Origin of the sequence: Campylobacter concisus (genome assembly GCF_003048375.1) — a bacterium.
Lineage (GTDB): Bacteria > Campylobacterota > Campylobacteria > Campylobacterales > Campylobacteraceae > Campylobacter_A > Campylobacter_A concisus_T.
Map to the genome: position 1 here is coordinate 1,268,982 of NZ_CP021642.1, position 24,166 is coordinate 1,293,147.

25 protein-coding genes are annotated in these 24,166 nt (G+C 40.5%); 12 read left to right on the forward strand and 13 right to left on the reverse strand.

Annotation, left to right across the window (positions count from 1 at the left end):
• Positions 1-25: 25 nt before the first annotated feature.
• Positions 26-1,897, forward strand: coding sequence for a molecular chaperone DnaK (dnaK, locus tag CCS77_RS06350; protein ID WP_021088537.1), 1,872 nt, complete (start codon positions 26-28; stop codon positions 1,895-1,897).
• Between the two features lie 151 nt (positions 1,898-2,048).
• On the opposite strand, the gene CCS77_RS06355 is transcribed toward dnaK, so the two are convergent.
• Positions 2,049-2,651, reverse strand: a complete 603-nt coding sequence (locus CCS77_RS06355; RefSeq protein WP_107916907.1) for an MBL fold metallo-hydrolase — start codon at positions 2,649-2,651, stop codon at positions 2,049-2,051.
• A 120-nt stretch (positions 2,652-2,771) separates the two neighbouring features.
• On the opposite strand from CCS77_RS06355, the gene CCS77_RS06360 reads away from it, so the two are divergent.
• From CCS77_RS06360 to kdsB, 6 genes are read left to right on the forward strand one after another with little or no spacing between them, the layout of a single operon-like run.
• The gene (locus tag CCS77_RS06360; protein ID WP_103557929.1) at positions 2,772-3,509 is read left to right on the forward strand and encodes an NAD+ synthase; all 738 of its coding nucleotides are present in this window, start codon (positions 2,772-2,774) and stop codon (positions 3,507-3,509) included.
• Positions 3,510-3,519: 10 nt separating this feature from the next.
• Entirely contained in the window at positions 3,520-4,650 is a 1,131-nt protein-coding gene (locus CCS77_RS06365) for a DegT/DnrJ/EryC1/StrS family aminotransferase (RefSeq protein WP_021084340.1), read from the forward strand.
• Positions 4,643-5,563, forward strand: coding sequence for a tetraacyldisaccharide 4'-kinase (locus CCS77_RS06370; RefSeq protein ID WP_107916908.1), 921 nt, complete (start codon positions 4,643-4,645; stop codon positions 5,561-5,563). The genes CCS77_RS06365 and CCS77_RS06370 overlap by 8 nt, the downstream gene beginning before the upstream one ends.
• Before the next feature lie 50 nt (positions 5,564-5,613).
• Complete coding sequence (gene cutA / locus CCS77_RS10875; RefSeq protein ID WP_107916909.1) at positions 5,614-5,928, forward strand: divalent-cation tolerance protein CutA; 315 nt, start codon at positions 5,614-5,616, stop codon at positions 5,926-5,928.
• Entirely contained in the window at positions 5,925-7,388 is a 1,464-nt protein-coding gene (thrC, locus tag CCS77_RS06380; RefSeq protein WP_107916910.1) for a threonine synthase, read from the forward strand. The genes cutA and thrC overlap by 4 nt, the downstream gene beginning before the upstream one ends.
• On the forward strand, positions 7,385-8,095 hold the full coding sequence (gene kdsB, locus CCS77_RS06385; RefSeq protein WP_087580928.1) for a 3-deoxy-manno-octulosonate cytidylyltransferase: 711 nt from the start codon (positions 7,385-7,387) through the stop codon (positions 8,093-8,095). The genes thrC and kdsB overlap by 4 nt, the downstream gene beginning before the upstream one ends.
• 539 nt (positions 8,096-8,634) lie before the next feature.
• Here kdsB and dsbD read toward each other — a convergent pair.
• Positions 8,635-10,362 (reverse strand): protein-disulfide reductase DsbD, encoded by a 1,728-nt coding sequence (dsbD, locus tag CCS77_RS06390; RefSeq protein WP_107916911.1) that lies wholly within the window; start codon positions 10,360-10,362, stop codon positions 8,635-8,637.
• Between the two features lie 97 nt (positions 10,363-10,459).
• Here dsbD and ppk2 point away from each other — a divergent pair, with 97 nt between their 5' ends.
• Positions 10,460-11,269: a polyphosphate kinase 2 gene (gene ppk2 / locus CCS77_RS06395; protein WP_103557913.1), complete on the forward strand. Its 810-nt coding sequence runs from the start codon at positions 10,460-10,462 to the stop codon at positions 11,267-11,269.
• Between the two features lie 52 nt (positions 11,270-11,321).
• Here ppk2 and CCS77_RS06400 read toward each other — a convergent pair whose 3' ends face one another.
• From CCS77_RS06400 to CCS77_RS10505, 5 genes are all read right to left on the reverse strand, one after another.
• On the reverse strand, positions 11,322-11,753 hold the full coding sequence (locus CCS77_RS06400; RefSeq protein WP_107916912.1) for a trehalose-6-phosphate synthase: 432 nt from the start codon (positions 11,751-11,753) through the stop codon (positions 11,322-11,324).
• Between the two features lie 108 nt (positions 11,754-11,861).
• Complete coding sequence (locus CCS77_RS06405) at positions 11,862-13,151, reverse strand: major outer membrane protein (protein WP_107916913.1); 1,290 nt, start codon at positions 13,149-13,151, stop codon at positions 11,862-11,864.
• Positions 13,152-13,347: 196 nt separating this feature from the next.
• Entirely contained in the window at positions 13,348-13,887 is a 540-nt protein-coding gene (locus tag CCS77_RS06410) for a thioesterase (protein WP_103650593.1), read from the reverse strand.
• An 8-nt stretch (positions 13,888-13,895) separates the two neighbouring features.
• Positions 13,896-14,765: a tRNA 5-methoxyuridine(34)/uridine 5-oxyacetic acid(34) synthase CmoB gene (gene cmoB, locus CCS77_RS06415; RefSeq protein ID WP_103650594.1), complete on the reverse strand. Its 870-nt coding sequence runs from the start codon at positions 14,763-14,765 to the stop codon at positions 13,896-13,898.
• A 1-nt stretch (position 14,766) separates the two neighbouring features.
• The gene (locus CCS77_RS10505) at positions 14,767-14,934 is read right to left on the reverse strand and encodes a hypothetical protein (RefSeq protein ID WP_178139671.1); all 168 of its coding nucleotides are present in this window, start codon (positions 14,932-14,934) and stop codon (positions 14,767-14,769) included.
• Between the two features lie 91 nt (positions 14,935-15,025).
• Between CCS77_RS10505 and CCS77_RS06420 the strand changes: the two genes are divergently transcribed.
• Genes CCS77_RS06420 through CCS77_RS06435 form a run of 4 tightly spaced genes read left to right on the forward strand, consistent with a single transcriptional unit; the run spans position 15,026 to position 17,982 of the window.
• Positions 15,026-16,105 (forward strand): transglutaminase-like domain-containing protein, encoded by a 1,080-nt coding sequence (locus CCS77_RS06420; protein ID WP_103650595.1) that lies wholly within the window; start codon positions 15,026-15,028, stop codon positions 16,103-16,105.
• The gene (locus CCS77_RS06425; RefSeq protein WP_103577092.1) at positions 16,102-16,425 is read left to right on the forward strand and encodes an aryl sulfotransferase; all 324 of its coding nucleotides are present in this window, start codon (positions 16,102-16,104) and stop codon (positions 16,423-16,425) included. Before CCS77_RS06420 ends, CCS77_RS06425 begins: the two co-directional genes overlap by 4 nt.
• Positions 16,418-16,675, forward strand: coding sequence for a heavy-metal-associated domain-containing protein (locus tag CCS77_RS06430; RefSeq protein WP_009294141.1), 258 nt, complete (start codon positions 16,418-16,420; stop codon positions 16,673-16,675). The genes CCS77_RS06425 and CCS77_RS06430 overlap by 8 nt, the downstream gene beginning before the upstream one ends.
• A gap of 17 nt (positions 16,676-16,692) precedes the next feature.
• Positions 16,693-17,982, forward strand: a complete 1,290-nt coding sequence (locus CCS77_RS06435; protein WP_103650596.1) for a M28 family peptidase — start codon at positions 16,693-16,695, stop codon at positions 17,980-17,982.
• 80 nt (positions 17,983-18,062) lie between these two features.
• On the opposite strand, the gene CCS77_RS06440 is transcribed toward CCS77_RS06435, so the two are convergent.
• The 6 genes from CCS77_RS06440 to flhA are packed head-to-tail and all read right to left on the reverse strand — an operon-like array spanning position 18,063 to position 24,164.
• The gene (locus CCS77_RS06440) at positions 18,063-19,340 is read right to left on the reverse strand and encodes a dihydroorotase (RefSeq protein WP_107916914.1); all 1,278 of its coding nucleotides are present in this window, start codon (positions 19,338-19,340) and stop codon (positions 18,063-18,065) included.
• 2 nt (positions 19,341-19,342) lie between these two features.
• Entirely contained in the window at positions 19,343-20,272 is a 930-nt protein-coding gene (locus tag CCS77_RS06445; protein ID WP_107916915.1) for an aspartate carbamoyltransferase catalytic subunit, read from the reverse strand.
• Complete coding sequence (locus tag CCS77_RS06450) at positions 20,269-20,700, reverse strand: tetratricopeptide repeat protein (protein ID WP_107916916.1); 432 nt, start codon at positions 20,698-20,700, stop codon at positions 20,269-20,271. The genes CCS77_RS06445 and CCS77_RS06450 overlap by 4 nt, the downstream gene beginning before the upstream one ends.
• 9 nt (positions 20,701-20,709) lie before the next feature.
• Positions 20,710-20,937, reverse strand: a complete 228-nt coding sequence (locus CCS77_RS06455; protein WP_012140046.1) for a hypothetical protein — start codon at positions 20,935-20,937, stop codon at positions 20,710-20,712.
• On the reverse strand, positions 20,934-21,959 hold the full coding sequence (locus CCS77_RS06460) for a DHH family phosphoesterase (protein ID WP_107916917.1): 1,026 nt from the start codon (positions 21,957-21,959) through the stop codon (positions 20,934-20,936). Before CCS77_RS06460 ends, CCS77_RS06455 begins: the two co-directional genes overlap by 4 nt.
• Before the next feature lie 9 nt (positions 21,960-21,968).
• A complete protein-coding gene (gene flhA / locus CCS77_RS06465; RefSeq protein ID WP_103601767.1) occupies positions 21,969-24,164 on the reverse strand; it encodes a flagellar biosynthesis protein FlhA in 2,196 nt (731 codons plus the stop codon).
• Between the last annotated feature and the right edge of the window lie 2 nt (positions 24,165-24,166).

The window sequence follows — 24,166 nt, forward strand, 5'->3', positions numbered from 1 at the left end:
AAAATAAATCTAATAAAGGAAAAATATGTCAAAAGTTATAGGTATAGACTTAGGTACAACAAACTCTTGTGTGAGCGTTTTTGAGCGCGGCGAGAGCAAGGTTATCCCAAACAAAGAGGGCAAAAACACAACTCCATCTGTTGTTGCTTTTACAGACAAAGGTGAAATTCTAGTAGGTGATGTTGCAAAACGTCAAGCAGTTACAAACCCTGAAAAAACGATATATTCTATCAAACGTATTATGGGTTTGATGAGTAATGAAAAAAATGCTGAAGAGGCAAAGGCTCGCTTGCCATATCACGTCGTAGATAGAAACGGTGCTTGCGCGGTTGAGATCGCTGGTAAGGTCTATACTCCGCAAGAAATTTCAGCAAAAATTCTCATCAAACTAAAAGAAGACGCTGAAGCATATCTTGGTGAAAAGGTAACAGACGCGGTTATCACTGTGCCTGCATACTTTAACGATAGCCAAAGAAAGGCTACAAAAGAGGCTGGAACTATCGCAGGGCTAAACGTACTTCGTATCATCAACGAGCCAACAGCTGCGGCGCTTGCTTATGGTCTTGATAAAAAAGAGGCTGAGAAAATTTTAGTTTATGACCTAGGTGGTGGTACATTTGACGTTACAGTGCTTGAAACTGGCGATAATATCGTTGAAGTTTTGGCAACTGGCGGTAACGCATTCTTAGGTGGTGATGACTTTGATAACAAGATCATCGACTGGCTAGTAAGTGAGTTTAAAAACGAAACTGGTATCGATCTAAAAGGCGATATCATGGCGCTTCAACGCTTAAAAGAAGCCGCTGAAAATGCTAAAAAAGAGCTAAGCTCAGCTCAAGAGACTGAGATAAATTTACCATTTATCACAGCTGACGCGACTGGTCCAAAACACCTTGTCAAAAAGCTAACTCGTGCCAAATTTGAAGGCATGATCGACTCACTTGTGGGCGAGACTATCACTAAGATAAATGAAGTCATCAAAGATGCAGGTCTAAGCAAGAGCGACATCAAAGAGGTCGTAATGGTCGGTGGTTCAACTCGTGTGCCACTTGTTCAAGAAGAGGTTAAAAAAGCATTTGGCAAAGAGCTAAATAAGAGCGTAAATCCAGATGAAGTCGTAGCTATCGGTGCTGCGATCCAAGGTGCGGTTATAAAAGGCGACGTAAAAGACGTGCTACTTCTTGACGTTACTCCACTTAGCCTTGGTATCGAGACACTTGGCGGCGTGATGACTAAGATCATCGAAAAAGGCACAACTATACCAACTAAGAAAAGTCAAGTCTTCTCAACTGCTGAAGATAACCAAAGTGCCGTTACTATCATGGTTTTACAAGGTGAGCGTGAGTTTGCAAGGGATAATAAATCACTTGGTAACTTCAACTTAGAGGGCATCCCAGCAGCTCCAAGAGGTGTGCCTCAAATCGAAGTTGAATTTGACATCGACGCAAACGGAATTTTAACCGTTTCAGCAAAAGATAAAGCGACTGGCAAAGCCCAAAACATCACTATCTCAGGATCAAGCGGTCTTAGCGAAGATGAGATAAATAGCATGGTAAAAGATGCTGAGCTTCACAAAGAAGAGGATAAAAAGCGCAAAGACGCAGTTGAAGCTAGAAACCAAGCAGACGCACTAGTTCATCAAACTGAAAAGAGCATGAGCGAGCTTGGCGAGAAAGTGCCAGCTGAAGATAGAAGCAACATCGAAGCTGCGCTAAATGATCTAAAAGAGGTTCTAAAAGATGAAAACTCTTCAAAAGAGCAAATCGATGCAAAAGTAGAAGCTCTAAGCAAAGCTAGCCATAAACTAGCAGAAGCTATGTATAAAAAAGATGAAAACGCTGGTGCAAACGGCGGCAACAAAAAAGACGACGACGTTATAGACGCTGAAGTCGAGTAAAACTCCTAGAGCAGGGCAACCAGCCTTGCTCTTTTAAATTTATAGGTTAAATTTAAACTTCTAAACACTTCTTAGCGCACACTCGCGACATCATCTTATAAGATAAAAAGTATAAATTTCTAAAATGCAAAAATTTAGCCGCACTCAAAAATCAAGATCTTTTAACGATCTCCACCCATCTATCAAGCTCTTGTTGCTCGGCTTTTAGTGTGCTACTTTCGCCGTGTCCTGGGTAAAGTACGAAGTCACCATTTAGATTTTTACATTTTTCTAAGCTTTTTAGCATCTCATTTTTATCCGAATATGGAAAGTCCCAGCGTCCGATGCTACCTTTAAATAAAAAATCTCCACTAAACATCGTATCTTCTATCTCTATCATCGAGCAGCCCGGTGTGTGCCCTGGAAAATGGTGAAATTTAAAAGAAAATTCATCCATTACAAAGCTCTCATCGCCATCAACTAAAATGTCTGGCACAAAGGTGTTTTTCATATAGCCAAAAATGTCACTCTCGCACATAAAAGCATCAAATTTATTGATATAAACTGGGATTTTTAGCTCATTTTTTAGCTCGCTCACGTCGTAAATATGGTCAAAATGCCCATGAGTGCAAAGTATCGCCTTTAAATTTTGTGCATTTTGCAAAACCCACTCTTTTGCCCCATCGCCTGGATCTATCACTAAACTTGAGCCATTTTTGGTAACGATGTAGCAATTTGTCCCAAAATCGCCAAAACTTTTATGCATTACTCTCATTTCTTACCTTAAATTTATTATTTCTTAAATATTTACATCTTTTTACTTAAACTTAAAGAAAAATTTTAAATTTACTTAGTATAATCTTTGCAAAAGGAAGCAAATTTAGGCAAAGGGACAATGAAGGGGTATCAAAAAATAGAAGAAACCTTAGTTTTTAGCTTAAAAGATAAAACTAAAGGTAAAAAACTACTATTAGGCGTAAGCGGCGGTATTGATTCTGCTGTGGTTGCGACACTTTGTGCGAGAGCAAAGCCAGATGAAACTCACGCACTCATTATGCCAACAGCATCATCAAACAGACAAAATATGGATGACGCCTTAAATTTATGTGAAAAACTAAACATAAAATATAAGGTTTTATCTATAGAGGGCATTTTAAATGCCTTTTACGAAACGATAGATGTAAATTTAAGCAATTTAAGAAAAGGGAATTTAGCAGCTAGAGTTAGAATGAGCTTGCTTTATGATTATTCATCTAGTATAAACGCTCTAGTCATCGGCACAAGCAACAAAAGTGAGCTTATGCTTGGTTATGGCACGATATTTGGGGATTTGGCGTGCGCGATAAATCCTATCGGAGAGCTTTATAAGAGTGAAATTTTTGAATTTGCAAAACATCTTGGTGTTGATGAAAATTTTATCAAAAAAGCACCTTCAGCTGATCTTTGGGATGGGCAAAGTGACGAGGGCGACATAGGTTACAGCTACGCTGTCATTGATGAAATTTTACAAAATTTAGAAAATAACAAGGAGCAAGCCATCAAAAAGTTTGGATTAAAAGCGGTCTTGGATATAGAAAATAGAGTTGTGTCAAACAGGTTTAAACGACAAATGCCGTTGATAGTGAAAATTTAAAGGATTAAAGATGAGAGAAATTCCGTTTTACAAACCAACTATCACTGAGCGTGAGAGTGAGCTTATCGAAGAGGCTTTGCATTCTGAAAATGCTACTGATACGGTTGCTAAATTTGAAGAAAAGCTAAAAGAGTACTTTGGTGCTAAATTTGTAGTTACTACAAACAACATCGCAGCAGCGCACCATCTAGCACTAAGTGCGATGGATACAAAGCGCGGTGACAAGGTCATCTGCTCGGTAAATGCCTTCCCTAGCGTGGCTCAGGCTGTTAGACATTTTGATGCCGAGCCTATCTTTGTTGATATCGATGAAGAGGATTTTAACATCAGCCCAGAAGCCCTTGAAAAGGTGCTAAAAGAGCAAAATCACAAAAAACTAAAATGTGCTTTTATCTCACACATCGCTGGACAAAGCGCTAGGCTTGATGAGATAAAGGCTATCTGCGAAAAATATGGCATCGTCGTTTTAGATGATGCAAACCGAGGCATAGGACTAACTTATAATGGCAAAAAAGTCGGTTCAGACTCGTTTTTATCATGCTTTCAGACAAACTCACGCGTGCAAAATCCTATCTCAACAGTTGGATTTTTCACGACAAATGACGAAGAGGTATATAAAAAAGCAAAACTACTTCGTAACTATGCCCTTGTAAATGGTATAGATAAATTTGGTAGTTTAAGCTATATCTACGACGTTGTTGATATCGGTTTAAAATACGATATAAACTCGATAAATGCGGCATTTTCTATCGCTCAGCTTGAAAAGACAGACGAGCTTATAAAACGCAGAAAAAAGATCGCTGAAATTTACGATAAAGAGCTTAAAGAGTGTCACAACATCACAACTCCAGTCAAAAAACGCGAGCACATCTACACTCAATATATCATCAAGATAAATAAAAATCGCGACAGCTTTGCTAGAGAGCTTTTGGAGCGTGGAATTCACACTTCGCTGCACTACATACCGATACATTTGCTAAGCTATTATAAAAATAAATATTCGCTTAAAGTAAATGACTTTCCAAATGCTCTAAAAGCGTATCAACAAGTCTTGTCGCTACCTATCTATCATAGTTTGAGCGACGAAGAGGTGCAATACATCTGCAACACGGTAAAAGAAATTTCTAAATCTCGTGTTTAAGAAATTTAACATCCTTTTACACTCTTGGGCGAATGACTACTTCTTTCGCCCAAATTTCTTTCAAATTTTACTAGCATTTTTACTTTTGCCACTAAGTCTTATCTACGCTTTAGTCGTTATTTGTAAGAAATTTAGCGCGCAAAAAAAAGAGTTTGGTATAAAGATAATAAGCGTTGGAAATTTAACTCTTGGAGGAAGCGGTAAGACCCCACTTTGCGTCGCTATCGCTAAGAATTTCGAAGGCGCTTTTATCATCCTTAGAGGCTATAAAAGAAAGAGCAAAGGCATGCAAGTTGTCGCTAGGGATGGCGAAATTTTACTTGACGTAGTGGCAAGTGGCGATGAGGCGATGATATATGCCACAAGCCTTAAAAACGCAAATGTGATCGTAAGCGAAGATAGAAAAATAGCCATAAACTACGCCAAAGAGCATGGCGCAAAGTATATCTTGCTGGATGATGGATTTTCTAAATTTGACATAGCTAAATTTGATATCTTAGTGCGTCCAAACCCAGAGCCAAAGCTAAAGCTTTGCCTGCCAAGCGGGGCTTATAGATATCCATTTAGCTTTTATAAATTTGGAGATTTTATCGCACGTGAGGGGCAAACTCACTTTAGAAAGAGTGAAATTTTAAATAAAAGCGAAAAAATGGTGCTAGTTACCGCCATAGCAAACCCAGCGCGCCTTGAAGCATTTTTTGGCGAGTGCGTGGGACAGGTATTTTTCCCCGATCACTACGACTTTTCAAAAGAGGAGCTAAGTGAAATTTTGCAAAGTTACGGCGCCACATCGCTTTTGATGACGCAAAAGGACTATGTAAAGGTAAAGGATTTTGGGCTGAGAGTATCGCTTATAACGCTTGAAGTTACGCTAAGCGAGGAGTTTAAAAAGGTTTTGGCGAAGCAAATTTAAGCCCATTTTGTTATAATGAGCCACTTTTTAAAAGGAAAATTTAGATCAAAATGAGAATTTTAATCACCTCAGTCGCAAAGAAAAAAGAGGCAAAAAAACTAAGCAAAAAGCTCGTGAAAAAGGGACTTGCAGCTTGCGTGAGTGGCTTTAGCGCAAAGAGCATTTATCTTTGGCAAGAGAAGCTTTGTGATGAAAAAGAGCAAATTTTACTCATAAAAACGGACGTGAAATTTAAAAAAGTAGCTAAATTTATAAGAAAGCACCATAGCTACGAAACCCCAGAAATTTTGGCACTTAAGCCAAAAGATGTTTTTAAAAAATATGAAAATTGGATAAAAAAATCAACCAAAAAAGGCAAAAAATGAGACTAACACCAACTAGAAGCGTGAAAGATGAAAAGGTAAAAAATGTAAATTTAAGCACAGCCATGCTTAGCCCAAGCTCCGCTCACGGCGGACTTTACGCGCCAAAGAAGCTACCAAAGATCACAAAGGCAAAGTGGCAAGAGCTCTCAAGCCTAAGCTACGAAAAGCTCGCACTTTATATCATCTCGCTATTTAAATTTGACGTGCCAGAGGCGTTTTTCAAAAAAGCGGTCAAGAGATATGCAAGCTTTGATAACCCAAAGCACCCAGTCATTTTTAAAAAAATAGATAAAAATTTATATGTAAATGAGCTCTATCACGGCCCAACAAGGGCATTTAAGGATATGGCGCTTCAGCCCTTTGGCTCGCTGCTTAGCCAACTAGCAAATGAAAGAGGCGAAAGATACCTTATCATGTGCGCAACTAGCGGCGACACTGGCCCTGCGACACTTCAAACCTTTGCAAATGATGAAAATATCAAGGTCGTCTGCCTCTATCCAGATGGTGGCACGAGCGAGGTGCAAAAGCTTCAGATGCAGACCATGCAGGGTGAAAATTTAAAGGTTTTTGGCATAAAAGGCGACTTTGACGACGCTCAAAGAGCGCTAAAAACACTGCTTGCAAATGATAAATTTAAATCTGAGCTTAAGAAAAAGCGCCTTAAGCTAAGCGCGGCAAACTCGGTAAATTTTGGCAGAATTCTCTTTCAGATCATCTATCACGCTTACGCCTACGCAAATTTGCTAAAACAAAAGGCGCTTAAGGCAAACGAGAGCTTTGACATCATCGTGCCAAGCGGAAATTTCGGCAACGCTCTTGGGGCATACTACGCTAAAAAAATGGGCGCAAAGATCGGCAAGATCAAGATCGCCTCAAACGCAAACAACATCTTGACGCAGTTTTTCACCACCGGCGTTTACGACCTAAGAGACAAAAAGCTGGTTAAGACGATAAGCCCAGCCATGGACATTTTAATAAGCTCAAACGTCGAGCGCTTGCTATTTGATAAATTTGGTAGCGTTAGAACTAATGAGCTCATGCAAAGCTTAGCTAAAAACAAATTTTATAAGCTTAGCAAGCAAGAGCTTGAAGCGCTAAAAGAGGACTTTGAGGCTAGCTGGTGCGACGATAAAGAGTGCGAGGCATACATAGCAAAGCTCGCAAAGGACGGCTACGCGATCGATCCGCATACGGCTACTTGTTTTAAAATTGTGGATGCTGGCCGCATAAATGTCATCACATCGACCGCGCACTGGGTGAAATTTACGCCAAGCATGATCAAAGCGTGCCAGATCAAAGATACAAAAGATGAAAAAGATGCGCTCGCAAAGACTGCTAAAATCTTAAATGACAGCGTGCCAAGCTCGATAAACTCGCTATTTAGTGCGAAAATTTTACATAAAAATATCATAAAAGAGGACGAGATCGAAAAGTGCGTCCTAGAATGGATCGAGCGATGATAATCATCCCAGCCCGCCTTGCTTCAACAAGGTTTAGTAATAAAATTTTAAAAGAGATAAACGGCGTGCCGATGTTTGTGGCGACGGCTCTTAGAGTAAGCGGCGTGGATGACGTAGCGGTTGCGGTGGATGAGCCAAGCATGCTTGATATCGCCAAGGCTCACGGCATAAAAGCTGTGCTAACTAGCAAAGATCATCAAAGTGGCACTGACAGGATAAATGAAGCGGCACAAATTTTGGGGCTAAATGGGAGCGAGATCATCATAAATGTTCAGGCTGATGAGCCATTTATCGAGCCTGAAAATATCGCTAAATTTAGGGCTTTTTGCGAGCAAAACAGGCAAAATGCCTTTATGTTTTCTTGCTACAAAAAGATGGACGATGAGTTTGCGGATGATAAAAATTTAGTCAAAGTGGTGACTGATTTTGAGGGCTACGCGCTTTATTTTTCAAGGTCGAGGATACCATTTAACAGAAGCGAGTGCAAAAGCTACAAGGCGCACCTTGGCATCTATGGGTACAGCGTAAAGAGCCTAAAAGAGTTTTGCGGCCTCTTGCCTTCAAGCCTTGAAAATACCGAGAAACTCGAGCAGCTGCGCGCCCTAGAAAATGGCAAAAAGATAGCGATGCTAGAGGTTGAAAGTCAAAGTATCGGCATCGATAGCGAAGAGGACTACCAAAGAGCGCTAGCTAAATTTGGCAAATGAGCCTAAATTTGCTCTGCTTTGGCGTTTTTGCTAAGGCAGAGCAAATTCTAAATTTTATAAATTTGGGTAATGGTTTGGCTGATATTTTGTATTTGATTTTGTGGTCTAGCTCACTCTAGCCCTGTTATTGGTTAAATTTATTGCAAACTTCATATTTTAAATTTATTTGAATAATTTTGTCTATTTGCTGAGATGTTCTAAAACTAAGACAACCACAAATTTTACTAAGTTTTGTTTTTGCATCGTAGTCTTGTCCGCATACTGTTTGGCAAAAAATTGATTAAATTTTAGTTGCGTTGCTGCCTTGATGCTAAGCTAAATTTGGCTTATATTTTTATTCGTTGGCATATTTTAAAATTTGATAAATTTAAGATGATTGCAAGTTTTGCTTTTGCGATTTTACTCACGTCACCGCACGATATAAATTTGATAGCCCAAAATTATTTTTTGCTAGATTTCTAGTTAGTTGCAAGGTCTGCAAAGCCTAGAGAAATTTGGCTGATAAATTTACAAATTCCAGCCAAATTTGCTTTTGTAATCTAAATTTTCTCAAGCTTTGCTAGGAAATTTTTAGCATTTATAAAGCCGATCGTTCTAAGTGATTTTTGTTCTTCGCCGTCTTTAAAAAGTAAAAGTGCAGGCGGATCTATGAGACCAAAATTTCTCAACATCTCATCATTTTGCGCCCCGCCACTTGTCACGTCGATGCGAACAAGCGTAAAATTCGCCAAAGCATTTTTCACGCCAGCGTCTTTAAAAGTGATATGCTCTATCTCTTTGCAGCTCGCGCACCAGTCAGCATAAAAATCGACAAGTACTGGCTTGCTTGAGCTTTTTATCATCTCATTTAACTCGTTTAAATTCCTAGCTTGTTTGAAATTTAGCTCGCTCTCGTTTTTGGCTAAATTTAGCCCAGAAAGTGGCGAAAACGCGTCTTTTGAACCCAAAAATGCGCCGATTATTAGCATGAGCGAGTAAATGAAGACAAGTATACAAAGTGCTTTTTTAAATTTAGCCCAGCCGCTATTTGCTGCCTCAAAAGCGCCAAGATAAATGGCTGCAAAGACGCCTATGACACCATAACCAAGTAGCTCAAAAAACGCTCCAAGCACGCGTGCTAGGATCCAAACTGCCATGATGAGCATCAAAAATCCAAAGAGTTTTTTAACTTCATCCATCCAGCCACCAGGTCTTGGCAGGAGCTTGCCAGAGCTTAGCCCTATCACAAGAAGCGGTGCGCCCATGCCTAGCCCCATGACAAAGAGCATAATGCCCCCATAAATGGCGTCTCCGCTTTGCGCGATGTAAAGAAGTGCGCCTGCTAGCGGTGCTGCCACGCAAGGCGAGACGATGAGCGCTGAGGCAAAGCCCATGATGAAAACGCCGACGAGGCCTGAGCTGTTTTGCGACTTTTTGCTGATCATATTTTCAAATTTAGAGGGCAGTTTGATGTCGTAAAAGCCAAACATACTAAAGCTTAAGATGACAAAAATGGCCGCAAATGCGCCAAGTACGTAGATGTTTTGCAAAGCCCCTGCGATGCCAAAGCCAAGCAGGCTTGCCCCAACGCCAGCAAGAGCGTAGGCAAGGCTCATCGCAACGACGTAGACTAGCGAGAGCAAAAAGCCTTTTTTAGCATTTAGGCTGCCGCCCTTTGAGACGATGATGCTTGATAAGATCGGTATCATCGGAAATACGCAAGGTGTGAGCGAGAGTAGGAGGCCGTAGCCAAAAAATGTCGCAAGCGAGATAAAAAAGTTTTTGTTGCTTAGCTCGTTTGCAATGCTTTGATCTTCTGAAAGCTCGGTAAATTCAGGATTGGTTTCATCTTTTTGCTCTTTTTCAAAGGCTATGATGCTAAATTTGCCAAATTTCTCAAAGATGTCATAAATTTTAGTTTGCGGGCGGTAGCAAATGCCATTTTTAGCGCAGCCTTGATAGCTTAAATTTAGCCTAGCATTGCCGTTTTTAAGATGCTCTTTTACTAAATTTAGTGGGATAAACAGTGAAAAATCTTTTGGGTAAATTTCGTATTCGCCAGTGTTTTCACTCTTTGGCATATTTAGCAAAGAATTTATCTTCTCTTCGCCAAGCTTAACCTCAAAGCTATCTTTATAAAGGTAGATATTTTCACCAAATTTAAACTTGATCTCAACGCCTTGTTCGTCGATACTTGAGCTTAAAACAAATGCCTTACTGACGTCTAAAACCTCGGCAAAAAGCGAGCTTGCAAATAAAATGAGAGAAAAAATAAATTTAAAAAACATGCTAATCCTTACTAAATCAAAAGAGATGATTTTAGTCTAAATTCTTAAATTTATTCTATTTTATAGTAAAATCTTGAAAATTTTAGAAGGAGCGAAGATGTCAAAGGATAAAAAACACCAAAAAAGCGATAAACTTGGCTACGAAGATGAGCTAAGACTGCTTCAGATAGAACTTTTAAAATTCCAAAATCATGTCAAAGACAAGGGACTTAGAGTGCTTATGCTAATGGAGGGGCGAGACGCAGCCGGCAAGGGCGGCACGATAAAGCGTCTAACAGAGCATTTAAATCCACGTGGTTGCCGTATCGTAGCGCTTACAAAACCAAGCGACGTCGAGAAGACGCAGTGGTACTTTCAAAGATACGTGACACATCTACCAAGTGCTGGCGAGATTGTCATCTTTGATAGGAGCTGGTACAACAGGGCTGGGGTTGAGCCAGTGATGGGCTTTTGCACACAGGCTGAGCATAAGGAGTTTTTGCGTGAAGTGCCAAAATTTGAAGAGATGATCATAAACTCAGGCATCATTTTTTTTAAAATTTACCTCTCAATCACAAAAGAGGAGCAAAAAAAGCGCTTTAAAGAGCGTCTAAACGACCCGCTAAAGCAGTTTAAGATCTCTCCAGTAGATCAAAAAGCGCAAGAACTTTGGGATCAGTACTCCATCGCCAAATACTCGATGCTGCTAGCCTCTCATAATAGCATCTCGCCGTGGGTGATCGTCTCAAGTGACAATAAAAAAGAGGCGAGGTTAAATGTCTTTAAATTTATCCTAACTCACGTCGAATATCCAAAAAAGATAGATGAGTATCTAAAATACGACAAAAGCGTCGTAAGAGATGGAAGCGAGGAGATCAAGCGCATAGAAGAGGGGCTTAATAAAGATAAGCTAAAAAGTATCGACTGAAAATTAGACTTGGCTGCAAATTTGGGCTTAAATTTACAGCCAAATTTTACTGCTAAACCCACCACATAAATTTAGCCAAAACGAGCATTATCAGACAAAGCACAAGGGCTATGGGGTGTGAAAATTTACCAAATGGATCTGGTTTTTTTAAGATAGTGACATTAAAAACAGAGATGAAAGTGATAAGGCACATGAGAAGCAAAACTGCGATCTTTGCTAGCAAGAGCTTTTGAAAGTCGCTTTGCCACCAACCATGCTCGCCTCCAAGATAGTCCTTTGCCATATATGCTCCACTTATCAAAAGTAGTAAAAATGCTGTCCCAAAAACATTTGCACTGCCTTTTGTGTAGGCTTTTTTGACAGCTTCAAGAGTTTGAGGACTTATCGTTTTTTTGGCAAATGGATATATGCAAACATCAAAAAATACATATCCTATAAAGATAATGGCGCAAACTAAATGCGTAATGAGAGAAAAAAGATACATTTTTTGCCTTTTTATTTGGCATTATATTGGGTTTATTTGAAAGAATTGCTGATTTAAGTTAAGATTTAAAAGAGTGGTCCGAGCGAAAGCTCGCTCGGATAAATGTTTTTAGAAGCTATATTTTGCTTCAAATCTGATACGATCTTGTTTAAAGCTTTCGCCATCTTTTTTGTCTTTAGCAACTGCATACCAAGAAAGGAATGTAAGTTTTTTGCTGTATTTGTAGCTAGCATCAAGATACCACTCGTCTCTTTTTGCTCTATCTTTGCCAAGAGCCCAGCTATGACCTTTACCTTTAGTATATCCAGCACCAAAGCCAAATTTATCTATGCTGTATCCACCATTAACAAACCAGTAGTCATTATTTCCTTTAATGTGGTTATAGAATTGTTGGCTACCACTCATTCCGCCATTTAGGATTTTTGCTGGATTGATTAGATCGCCATTTCCATCAAGTGTTACAAATGATGCCTTATCTTTATTTTTTGTATCGGTATCTTTATTTTTAGCATCAAAGTCTAGGTAACCAGCGTTAAATTTAGCACCAAATGCTTTTAGTCCAGCCTGAAGTGCCCAGAAGTCAGCATTGGCTACAGCTTTATGGTCTGCGTCATTGTGAACATACTGAGCTTTACCATTAATGCTTACATTATCATTTATACTAAAGTCTACTCCAACGTCTGCACCATAAAGTGTAGCTACTTCTTGAACATTTGCGATAGCTGCTTTAAATGAAAGAGGATCGTAGCTACCAAGAGCTGCTAAGTAATAGATATTTGCAGGTGAATCGCTAAAAGTTTTTTTATCTACTAAATCACCTACTAGTGGACCACTTGTATCTATACCCTCTGACTCTATAGCATCAAATGCAGCAGCTGCTAGAGTAAGACCAGAAACATCAGTATTTACTACTTTAAGACCTGTGCCTACTAGGTCTTTAGCATCATAGAAAGTGCCAAGTAGTTGTTTACCAGCTGTAATAGTAGTGTTACCTACTTTATATCCTAGATACATTTCATACACAGCAAATGTTTTAGCTGTTTCTGTTTTATCTGTGCCATTGCCGCTAACATACTTGTATCTATCAGCAAATTTTCCTACACCTTGATTATCACCTGAGCCATCATTTGCTTGGTATCTTAAATTTAAAACACCAAAGAAGTTGTCGTCTATAGCAGCTTTAAATGCTGTTTGCATTCTAAATGTATGAGCAGCTATGCTTGATTTTTTAGTGTCAGAGGCAGCGCTATCTTTAAAATGATCGTTTGTATAACGATATCTTGCGTATCCTGAAAGATCTACATTTTTTATAGCTTCTTCAAGTGGAGTTGCACTTGCAACGCTTGAAAATGCACCTAAAGCAACCAAAGCAGCTAAGCTAACTTTTGTAAGTTTCATCTAAATCTCCTTTTGATAAAAATGTTTTGAAAGGATATTATCATAGAAAATTAATTTCATTGCTTAAATTTCGTTAAAAATTTCAAAAATTATTACCGATCGTTTACCAAAATAAGATAATAAGATAAGATTTGTCTTTAAAAATTTGAGTTTATTTGAAGCTAAAAGATGAGAATTTATATCTCATCATTTAAATTTAGCCGTTGTTTTTGCCCTGCGCCTCTTCGCGCTCTTTCTTTTGTCTTATAGCGGCTTCTTTTTGGATATTTTTTTGCTGAGTGACAAAGATATGCTCTTCGAGCGTGACTAGCTGAAAGACACCCTCAAAGATCTTGATCTCTTTTACGTAGCCTATCACTTTTACCTCTCTTTTTCTGCTCTCTTCAAACCTTGCTTGTGCGTCAAATTCGACCACATCGCCAAGTTTGAGCGGTCCAAAGAAATTTATCCTAGCTCCGATGCTAACGCAAAACTCTTCATTTATAGCTAAAAGTGCTGCGTAGTTTGCCCCCATGAAGACAAAGCCGCTATGTATGAGCCCCTCAGCATCACTTACCATGTCAGCTGTGGTAAAAAATCTAGTTTTTGCGTGATTTTTCTCAAGTAAAAATGCCGTTCCACTAAAATTTAGCTTTGTTAAATGAGCTGTTTTTATCTCGTTTCTTAGCGGGTTTTCGTCCTCTGGGAGGATTATTTGCGACTCGTCTTTTGCTTCAAAAATATTTTCATCTGCCATATTTATCCTTAAATTTTAACTCTTACATAGGCTCTTTTTGGTGCTGGATAGCCCTCGATGGTCTTTGTGCTGTCATCTGGGTCTAAGAAATTTCCAAGACTCTCTCCGTCTATCCACTGCGTTTTTCGCTGCTCATTTAGATCAGTCGCCTTTGTATCAAGTAGGGTGAAATCCTTAAATTTAGCCCTCTCACACCAGTTTTGAAGCGCGTTAAGCGTTGGCACAAAGTAGATATTTGGAATTTTTGAGTATCTATCTGTTGGACTAAGTGCAAAGTCGCCATCCATATCTATATACATCGTATCTAAAAATAGCTCGCCGCCAGGATTTAGCGCGGTTTTTAGCTCTTTTAGCATTTTAATAGGATCGCTTCTATGGTATATCACGCCAAGGCAAAAAATGGTGTCAAATTTAGCTCCAAACTCTGGCAAGCTCTCGACGCCAAGCAGCTCATAGTTGATATTTGAGCGGATAAATTTATTTAAAAAAGCAAACTGCAAATATGTATGCACGCTAGGATCAAAGCCAGTTATGCTTTTTGGGCCGTACCCAAGCATCTTAAACATATAATATCCATTATTGCAACCAACATCAGCCACACACTTGCCAGCTAAATTTAGATGAGGAGCTAAGATATTAAATTTAACAAAGCTTTGCCACTCGCTATCTATATATATATCATCAAGTAAAAATGGCCCTTTTCGCCAAGGCTTTAGGCTAAGGGCGAGGTTGTAAATTTCATCTTTTTTAGCTTGATCTAAATTTTTAAATTTGACATTTACGCTATCAGAGAGGCTAAATTCGCAGTCAAAATTTGCTAAATTTTTTATTTTATTTAAAATTTGCTTTTGCTGCTCGTTAAATTTGCTAAGATCCACGCTATTTCCAGTCTACGATGTTGTGCGGACACTCTTTTTGGTAGGTGCCAGTCGCGTCATAATACTCTTTACAATCATTATAATATTGCGTCGAAACTCCGCGCTCATTCATATAAAGACAACCGTTGAAAAATAGCGCTATAAAGCCTAAAAATATAATCTTTTTCATGTGGCGGATTTTATCATAAATAAAAATTTTATGCTAGAATAGCAGGCAGTTTTAGAGCCAAGTTTGGCTAAGATTAAGCAAAAGGCATTTTATGCAAAGAAGAGATTTTTTTAAATTCAGTAGTTTTTTAGGTGCAGCAAGTCTGCTTCCAAGTGTCACTCTAGCTAACGACGAGCCAGCAAACCCTGTAGTTAGAAATTTTGACGTAAATTTCAAACATCTGCTGCTTGAAAAGGGCAAAAGCTCGAGAATTTGGTTGCCCCTTCCACTAAGCACCACTTATCAGCAACTAACCCAAGACTACGTCATAAACACAACTGCTAAAAACGTCTATATCTCAGACACGCTAATACCAACAATGTATGGCGAATTTGAAGAAAATGAGCAAAGACCTATTTTAAATATCCAGTTTAAAATTCAAACAACAGAGCGCAATACCGACTTTAGCAAGGTAAATTTCGATCCAAATGAGAAGGTCGATCCTGCTGTTTTGGAGTTTTTAAAACCAACTTCACACATCCCAACAGATGGCGTCGTAAGAGCAAAAGCGCTTGAGATTATTGGCAATACTAAAGGCGATTTGGAGCGTGCAAAGGCTATTTATACGTGGGTTGCAAACACTATGCAGCGTGATAACAGCGTCCTTGGATGTGGTACAGGCGATGTTAAAGCCATACTAGAAAGTGGCAAGTTAGTTGGTAAATGCACCGACATAAACTCAGTTTTTGTGGGACTTTGCAGATCAGTTGGCATCCCAGCAAGAGAAATTTTTGGCATTAGAGTTGGTCAGTCTAGATTTTCAGACCAGATGGGTAGCGCAAAAGACGGCGTGGCTAAAATTTCAGGCGGACAGCACTGCAGGGCTGAGTTTTATCTAAAAGGCTATGGTTGGATACCGGTTGATCCAGCTGACGTTACGAAGGTAAGACTGGGTGAGAAATTAACAAACGACGACGCTAAGATCAAAGCTATTAGGGACTATTGCTTTGGCAACTGGGAGATGTGCTGGATAGGCTTTAACTACGGACGTGACTTTATCTTAAAGCCAACCCCAGAGCAAACTCCGCTAAACAACTTTGGCTATCCATACGCTGAAGTTGATGGCAACACACAAAACTACTATTCGCCAAAAGAATTTAGCTACGACTACGTCTCAACAGAGCTAAAATGAGAGCCTTTTGGCTGATACTAACATCCATAGGTAGTGCTATCGGCGCTACCTTGTGCTGCCTACCAGCACTTCTTTTCTTGCTTTTTGGCACATCTTTTTCTTTTCTATCTTGGACACAAAATTTATACGAGTACCGCATCCCTTTAAGCGTCGTGGCGGTCATTTGCTTTGTGATCTCAGGTGTGGCTTTATTTTACAAGCCAAAAAGCTGCAACCTAAGCTATAAAAAGAAAAAATGGATACTTATATATATACTTTTTGGAGTGATTTTGCTTTTACTCCTTACATACCCAGAGCTTTTAGGAGAAATTTATGCGTAAAATTTTAGTTTTAGCCCTTTTGGTGGCTGCAAGCTACGCTGATAAAAAGATAGAAATTTCAGTGCCTAGCATGCACTGTCCGCTTTGCACAGCAATAGTTCGAAAGGCCGCACTTAGCGTTGAGGGCGTAAAAAAGGCAGATGTATCGCTAAAAGAGCGAAAAGCTGTCGTTATAGCAGATGACAAGGTCGATGAAAAGGAGCTTTTAAAGGCGGTCGATGCGACTGGCTATAAGGGCGAGATAAAATAAATTTAAAGGAGGCAAATATGTCAAAGAGCGAAGTTTTAGCGAAATTTGAGACACTTGCGTCGATACCACACTGCAGTTACGAGACTGATAAGATGCGTGATTTTCTGGCTAGCTATGCAAAAGATAAGGGCTGTGAGGTCGTGGTCGATAGTTTTGGCAACGTTCATGCATTTAAAGGCAAGCCAAAAATTTGCTTGCAAAGCCACTACGATATGGTCTGCATGGGCGACGCACCAAAGATTGAGATAGTTTATGGCGATGATGGCTACATGAGGGCTAAAAACTCATCTTTAGGTGCCGATAACGGCATAGGCGTGGCTATCATGATGCAGATGATAAGCGAATTTGATGACATTGAGTGCCTTTTTACAAACAACGAAGAGGTCGGCATGGTCGGAGCTGCTGGCTTTAGCGGCGATCTAAAAGCCGATAAGCTTTTAAATTTAGACAGCGAAGAGGACGATAGAGTCACTATTGGCTGCGCTGGTGGTGTAAATTTATTTGCCACTATAGCGCTTAATAGCAAAAAAACAAAAGAGAGCACGCTTTATGAAGTGAAAGTGAACGGCCTACCTGGCGGACACTCTGGCAACGAGATACATAAAAATATCCCAAATGCGATCAAGGTTTTAGCTGCATTTGTTACTAAAAATGGCTGCAAGCTTGTTAAATTTGAAGGTGGGGAGCGAAGCAACTCTATCCCAAGTGGCGCAACTGCGCTAGTTTTAAGCGATAAGGAGCTAAAGAGCGAGTGTGAGAATTTAAGCGTGAAAAAGCTTGGCAAGGGGGATGAAATTTTAGAAAACGGAGAGAAAATTTTAGCACTTATTAACTCATTTTCACAAGGCGTAAGAGCCTATAACTGCGAACTAGGCATACCACAAGATAGCGTCAATCTCTCACTTGCAAAGATCAAAGACGATGGCACGCTTGAAGTGGAGTTTTTCGCAAGATCAATGAGTAAAGATGGGCTAAATAGAATGGAATTTGAAATTTCTGAGCTTGCAAAAGCGCTTGGTTTTAACGTCATTTCAAAAGATAGAAATCCAGCTTGGAAACCTATAAATGATAAATTTGCAAACGATATCTTAGAAGAGCTTAAAATTTATAAGCCAAATGCAAGGATAACAGCTGTGCATGCTGGACTTGAATGTGGAGTGCTTTTAGAGAAAAAAGCAGGTCTTAGTGCATGTTCTATTGGACCAAATATCTACTCACCTCACTCTACAAGAGAGCACTGCGAAGTAGCCTCTGCGCTTTTTATAGAAAAAGTCGTTCGCGGTATCGTTAAAAAATATAACTCATAAAAATAAAATTTGCTAGAAATTTCTAGCAAATTTTGGCTCTTGTAGATTTAAATTTACTCGCACGCACGAGTAAATTTAGATTATTTTACAAACTCATAAACGATCTTGCCACTTTTTATAGTAGTAGTCGCTGCACCTTTTAGCTTTTTGCCAAAGAGCGGAGAATTTATCGATTTTGAGCGGTTTATCTTCTCGTCATAAACATACTCGATCTCAGGGTCTATCACCGCGATATCAGCTAGCATGCCCTCAGCAAGTCTTCCTTTATCTTTTAAATTTAGCATCTTAGCTGCGTTTGTAGATGTTAGCTCCACCATGCGCTCTAAGCTTATAATGCCCTCATTTACGAGTTTAAGAGTGAGTGGCACAAGGGTTTGAAGTCCGATGATACCAAATGGCGCCTTGTCAAATTCCACTATCTTTTCGTCCGTGTGGTGAGGCGCATGATCGGTAGCGATAACATCTATAAGTCCGCTTTTTAGCGCCTCTCTTACCGCTTTTACGTCGCTTATCTCACGAAGTGGCGGTGACATTTTGAAATTTGTATCGTAAGCATTTTTCAAAATTTCATCGTCGCTAAAGCTAAAGTGGTGTGGTGTGGCCTCACAAGTGATGTTTATGCCCTCTTTTTTGCCCATTTCTATGATCTTTAGCGAGTACTCCGAGCTTACGTGAGCGATATGAATGTGCGCTTTAGTGAGCTTTGCAAGCAGCATATCGCGGCTCACTGCGATCTCCTCTTTCTCTCTCGCCATGCCGCGAAGTCCAAGTATGGCCGAGACCTTGCCCTCGTGCATGACGCCCTGCCTGCAAAGCGAGCAGTCCTCTGAGTGGCTTATGCAAAAGCTACCAAACATACTTGAGTACTCAAGTGCCGCTCTCATCACGCTTGAGCTTGTAACTGGTAGTCCGTCGTCGCTAAATGCAACTGCACCAGCCTCTATAAGATCACCCATTTCAACGATCTCGTTACCCCCAAGTCCTTTGCTGATAGCTGCTATTGGCAAAAGGTCTATTAGTCCGCAGTTTTTGGCCTTTTCTATCATCGCCCTTGTGATTGAAGCGTTGTCATTTACTGGGTTTGTATTTGCCATGCAAAGGCAGGTGGTCACTCCTCCAGCTACCGCTGCCTGCGAGCCCGAGATGATGTCATCTTTATACTCTTGACCAGGATCGCGAAAATGCACGTGCATGTCGATAAATCCTGGCATGACGAGCTTATTTGTGGCGTCGATAACCTTATCAGCCTCAAATTTCTCACTTCCGATTTTGGCTATTTTGCCGTTTTCTATTAGGATATTTGCCTTAAATTTCTCGTCGCTATTTACGATAGTGCCGTTAATTATTGCTATTTTCATCGTTAGCCCCTATTTTTTGCAAGCGTATTTAGTATCGCCATTCTTATCGCAACGCCGTTTTCTACTTGATTTAGTATGACTGAGTGTGTGCCATCAGCCACGTCTGAGTTTAGCTCCACGCCCCTATTTATCGGTCCTGGGTGCAGCACGATCGCGTCAGGCTTTGCTAGCTTTATCCTATTTTTATTTAGTCCAAAAAATTTCGAGTACTCCCTCGAGCTTGGAAACGCCACGTCCGCACCGCCACGCTCTAGCTGGATGCGAAGCATGATGATGACGTCGCTGCCCTCGCAAGCCTCCTCCATATTTTTGCAAATTTGAGACTCAAATACCTCAGCGTCTTTTGGCATCATCATCCTTGGCGCAAATAGCTTTAAATTTATGCCAAATTTCTTCATCGCCCAGATGTCAGACCTTGCCACGCGGCTTCTAGCGATGTCGCCGATGATCGCCACGTTTAAATTTTTATCCAAAATTTTGCCATGCTCTCTTAGCGTGAAAAGATCAAGCAGAGCTTGGCTTGGGTGCTCATTTGTGCCGTCCCCTGCATTTACAACGCTAGCCTCTGTCCTATCAGCTGCAAATTTCGCCGCACCAGAGCTTGGGTGACGAAGCACGATGATGTCGGTTCTCATAGCAGCCATGTTATTCATCGTGTCATTTAGGCTCTCGCCCTTTGTCACGCTAGAGCTTGACGAGCTGAAATTTATCGTATCAGCCCCAAGCCTCTTTGCTGCGATCTCAAAGGATGTCCTAGTTCTTGTCGAGTTTTCATAAAATGCGTTGATCGTGGTCTTTCCACGAAGGTAGTCATTTTTTTTCACTTGGCTTAAATTTAGCTCCTTAAACTCTTTCGCCGCCTCTAGAAAATATAAAATTTCTTCCTTGCTAAGCTCTCTAGTTCCCACCAAATCTTTATGTTTGTAGCTCATTTTAAGCCCTTTTTGATATATTTTGTTACAAAGTCACAAGCCGGTTTGTAGCCATTGTCGCAAGCTTTTTTAAACAAAGCTTTTGCCTTCTCTTCGCTTTTTGCTTCATTATCGTCTTTGCCTTTTATAAGGCCATAAGCTGTCATTTCGCCTAGTTTTTCGCAGGCCATGCCCTCATTTTCATCGCACATTTTCGTAAAAATTTTCTCAGCCTGAGCTCTATCTTTTGCCACGCCATCGCCGTTAAATAGCATGATCGCATTCATCGTGCAAGCCTTTTTCTCGCCCTCTCCGCATGCTTTATTAAAGTAAAGGTAGGCTTCTTCAAAATTTTTCTTTGCATAAAGCTCATTTGCCTTGTCTAAATTTTCATTTGCCATTGCATTTAGTGCAAAAAGTGCTACCGCTACAACTAAAATTTTCTTCATATTTTCTCCTTATTTAAATAACTTTGGATGGTGTTTTTTCATATATTCAACTATCTCTATAACCTCGTCGCTACCGCTAGCGTCAGAGTTTTCTAGCGCATCGTCGATACACTCTACATAGAGATTTGCCGCCTCTTCAAGCTTCTCTTTTTTCACTCCAGCATAGTAAAACATCGCTTCAAGTACCATGCTAAGCTCATAGCTAAGCTCCTCTACGCTTACCTCTTCTTCTTTCATATCTCCTCCTGTGTTTTTTTAGTTATTAGATCAACTATCTGCGCCTTGATCGGCTCATAGCTAAAGCCATCTTTGAAATTTGTAAATAGCCCGCCGCTAGCGTTCACGTGTCCGCCGCCGCCAACTAGGTGTTTTGCCATGGCGCTAACGTCTAGCTTGCCATTTGCGCGAAAGCTTAGCGTCTTTTTATTTGTCACGTCGATAAAGAAGTCAAATTCAGGATTTGCCACCAAAAAGTCGTTGCCGATAACTGAAACATTGCCGATATTGTAGGTTAAAATTCCTTTATGATCTTTATAGCTTATGCTAAATTTCTCTTTATTTTCACTAAGTTTTTTTACGACGTAGTTTGAGATCAGGTTGCTTAGCGTATCGTCTTTATCCTCTTTGAAAAATGACTTTTTAATGGCATGCACCTGCATATCAAGGCCGATATAGTCGTTTTTCTCGTTAAAAAATTTGCTCGCTTCTTTTAAGATGTGATCCATATAGAGGTTGTTTTCAGCTTCAAACATCACCTTATTTATCTCTTTGGCGTTTGCCACAAGCCCCAAGCAGACCTTGCCCATCTCGAAATTTTTATCATCTTTTAGCCAGATATCCACGGCATTTACGACGTCACTAAAAATTTCAAGCTCTTTGTTTTGACCAAAAATGCCCGCAAAAAAGTCGTAAGTGATCTTTGTAGCGCACCTTGAGCTATCCAAAAAGTACCATGAGTAAGTGCTCGCACACTCGGCACCGCTTTGGTGATGATCTAGCAAAAATAGCTTTATATTTTTACCATCTATCATCTCCTCAAAGCTCTCGCACTGAGCTAGGCTTAAATTTAGATCGGTGATCAAAATGACGTTTTTATCATCGTTTGAGTCGTCTATCTCAGATAGAATTTGAGCAAATTTATCATCTATCTCTCTGCCGTAGTTTGAGTTTAGAAATTTCACATCTTTGAAGTAAAAATTTGTTATGTATTGCGCGCCGTATCCGTCAAGATCGGTGTGTGAGAGGTGATAAATTTTCATCGTTTTCCTTTATAAATTTTCTATTTCTATGACGCCAACTGTTTCAAATGGCGTATTTGCCGAGATCTCAGCAAAGCTTAGCACCACTATGTCGATGGCAAAATTTGCGCAGATATTTGCTATAAATTTGCGCAAGCTTGGCTCCACGCAAAGCACCATCTCTCCGTGCTGGCTCATCGGTCGCTTCTCTTTTTCGCGCCTTAGCGCCTGCACGATCGAAGATGTCTGCGCCACGTTTATCATCAGGTGATAGGCGCCGTCTTTATACTGCACCGCATCCATCAGCTTTTGCTGCGCGGCGGTGTCTAGGATGTAGAAATTTAGCTGACCCTTTTCATCTACATAAAGCGAGGTGATGACACGCGAAAGCGCTGCACGCACGTGCTCGATGATCATGTCTAAATTTTTACTGACCTCGGCGATGTCGCTGATGGCTTCCAGTATGCTAAGTAGGTCTTTGATCGGGATATTGTCTTTAAGCAGCGTTTTTAAGACCTTTTGGATCAAATTTATAGGTGCGATCCTTAGCGTATCCTCGACCACGACTGGGTAGTCAATCTTTAGTTTGTCTAGTAAATTTTGCGTCTCTTGGCGAGTTAAAAGCTCTGCTGCATTTTGTTTGATAAGCTCGCTCATGTGCGTTGAGATGACGCTTGCAGGATCAACTATCGTATATCCACTAAGTATGGCGTCCTCTTTGACGCTAGCATCGATCCAAAGAGCATCCAGCCCAAAAGCTGGCTCTTTTGTCGGAATCCCCTCAATATCCTCGCTCACTAATCCACTATCCATCGCTAGAAATTTATCCGCATAAATTTCGCCCTGGCCGATCACGATGCCTTTTAGCTTGAAGCGGTACTCGTTTGGTGGTAGCTGGAGGTTATCGCGGATCCTTATCTTTGGCATCAAAAAGCCAAGGCTTGAAGCGATATTTCGCCTCATAGCGCGAATTCTCTCTATTAGATCCACATCAGCTAGCTTTAGCAGGCCATATCCTAGGTCAAGCTCTAAAATTTCAAGCTTTAAGATGTCATTTATCTTTGTCTCTTCTTCTCTTGCGATCTCTTCGTCGCTCTTCTTTGGTGCCTTAGCAGCCCCACCACTCGCAGCTGCTGCCCCTGCCCCACTTGGCGTAGCGGCTCCAGCCTTTTTAGAAGCCGTTTTTTCTTTTGGCGCAAGGTTTAAATTTAGCCCGCCGTCTTTTGTCTGCTTGATGATGTAGCCAAGCCCCAAAAATAGCAGCGCGATAAAGCCAAGAGATAGGGTTGGAAGTCCTGGCACAAGGGCAAACATAAATAGTATGAAGCCTACTATCAGCAAGGTTTTGTAATCGCCTAAGAGTTGATTTAGCGTGCCTTCTGCAAAGTCCTCGTCGTCTTTGCTAGCCCTTGTGATGATGATAGCGGTTGCTGTTGAAGTGATAAGTCCTGGGATCTGGCTCACAAGGCCATCACCGATAGTTAGGATCGTGTAATACTGAGCTGATGTCGCCATATCAAGGCCGTGTTGAAACGAGCCGATAGCAAAGCCGCCGATAATGTTGATGATAGTGATGATGATGCCAGCGACAGCGTCACCTTTTATAAATTTAGACGAACCATCCATCGCGCCATAAAAATTTGCCTCGCCGATGATGGCTTGACGTCTTTCGCGCGCCGTTTTTTCGTCTATTAAACCTGCGTTTAGATCCGCATCTATCGCCATTTGCTTACCAGGCATCGCATCAAGTGTAAAACGTGCTTGCACCTCACTCACGCGGGTTGAACCCTTTGTTACGACCATGAAATTTATGAGTACCAAGATACAAAAGACGATGGTGCCGATGACGAAGTTGCCACCAACGACGAAATTTCCAAAGCTTGAGATGATCTCACTGACCGCTTCTGGGCCGTTGTGACCTTCGCTTAAGATCATACGCGTGGTTGCTATGTTTAGCGAGAGGCGAAAAAGCGTTATGATGAGAATGAGAGTTGGAAACGTGCTAAGATCAGTTGGCTTTGGCACGTAAATAGATATCAAAATAATAAGCACTGAAATCGAGATCGAAAGTGCCAAGAAAAAGTCAAGCACCGCGCTTGGAAGCGGAACGATGATGATAGCAAGGATGGCAACGATGATGCCAACGATGCTAAGACTTTTAAATTTGACAATTGGCGCAAGAAACGGTGCGACAAGAGTCAAGATATTATTTTTTTGCTTTGCCAACT

Excerpts from the sequence above, each read along its gene's own strand:
- dnaK (WP_021088537.1), top strand. The coding sequence starts at position 26 with ATGTCAAAAGTTATAGGTATAGACTTAGGTACAACAAACTCTTGTGTG.
- CCS77_RS06355 (WP_107916907.1), bottom strand. The coding sequence starts at position 2,651 with ATGAGAGTAATGCATAAAAGTTTTGGCGATTTTGGGACAAATTGCTAC.
- CCS77_RS06360 (WP_103557929.1), top strand. The coding sequence starts at position 2,772 with ATGAAGGGGTATCAAAAAATAGAAGAAACCTTAGTTTTTAGCTTAAAA.
- CCS77_RS06365 (WP_021084340.1), top strand. The coding sequence starts at position 3,520 with ATGAGAGAAATTCCGTTTTACAAACCAACTATCACTGAGCGTGAGAGT.
- cutA (WP_107916909.1), top strand. The coding sequence starts at position 5,614 with ATGAGAATTTTAATCACCTCAGTCGCAAAGAAAAAAGAGGCAAAAAAA.
- thrC (WP_107916910.1), top strand. The coding sequence starts at position 5,925 with ATGAGACTAACACCAACTAGAAGCGTGAAAGATGAAAAGGTAAAAAAT.
- kdsB (WP_087580928.1), top strand. The coding sequence starts at position 7,385 with ATGATAATCATCCCAGCCCGCCTTGCTTCAACAAGGTTTAGTAATAAA.
- dsbD (WP_107916911.1), bottom strand. The coding sequence starts at position 10,362 with ATGTTTTTTAAATTTATTTTTTCTCTCATTTTATTTGCAAGCTCGCTT.
- ppk2 (WP_103557913.1), top strand. The coding sequence starts at position 10,460 with ATGTCAAAGGATAAAAAACACCAAAAAAGCGATAAACTTGGCTACGAA.
- CCS77_RS06400 (WP_107916912.1), bottom strand. The coding sequence starts at position 11,753 with ATGTATCTTTTTTCTCTCATTACGCATTTAGTTTGCGCCATTATCTTT.
- CCS77_RS06405 (WP_107916913.1), bottom strand. The coding sequence starts at position 13,151 with ATGAAACTTACAAAAGTTAGCTTAGCTGCTTTGGTTGCTTTAGGTGCA.
- CCS77_RS06410 (WP_103650593.1), bottom strand. The coding sequence starts at position 13,887 with ATGGCAGATGAAAATATTTTTGAAGCAAAAGACGAGTCGCAAATAATC.
- CCS77_RS10505 (WP_178139671.1), bottom strand. The coding sequence starts at position 14,934 with ATGAAAAAGATTATATTTTTAGGCTTTATAGCGCTATTTTTCAACGGT.
- CCS77_RS06420 (WP_103650595.1), top strand. The coding sequence starts at position 15,026 with ATGCAAAGAAGAGATTTTTTTAAATTCAGTAGTTTTTTAGGTGCAGCA.
- CCS77_RS06425 (WP_103577092.1), top strand. The coding sequence starts at position 16,102 with ATGAGAGCCTTTTGGCTGATACTAACATCCATAGGTAGTGCTATCGGC.
- CCS77_RS06430 (WP_009294141.1), top strand. The coding sequence starts at position 16,418 with ATGCGTAAAATTTTAGTTTTAGCCCTTTTGGTGGCTGCAAGCTACGCT.
- CCS77_RS06435 (WP_103650596.1), top strand. The coding sequence starts at position 16,693 with ATGTCAAAGAGCGAAGTTTTAGCGAAATTTGAGACACTTGCGTCGATA.
- CCS77_RS06440 (WP_107916914.1), bottom strand. The coding sequence starts at position 19,340 with ATGAAAATAGCAATAATTAACGGCACTATCGTAAATAGCGACGAGAAA.
- CCS77_RS06445 (WP_107916915.1), bottom strand. The coding sequence starts at position 20,272 with ATGAGCTACAAACATAAAGATTTGGTGGGAACTAGAGAGCTTAGCAAG.
- CCS77_RS06450 (WP_107916916.1), bottom strand. The coding sequence starts at position 20,700 with ATGAAGAAAATTTTAGTTGTAGCGGTAGCACTTTTTGCACTAAATGCA.
- CCS77_RS06455 (WP_012140046.1), bottom strand. The coding sequence starts at position 20,937 with ATGAAAGAAGAAGAGGTAAGCGTAGAGGAGCTTAGCTATGAGCTTAGC.
- CCS77_RS06460 (WP_107916917.1), bottom strand. The coding sequence starts at position 21,959 with ATGAAAATTTATCACCTCTCACACACCGATCTTGACGGATACGGCGCG.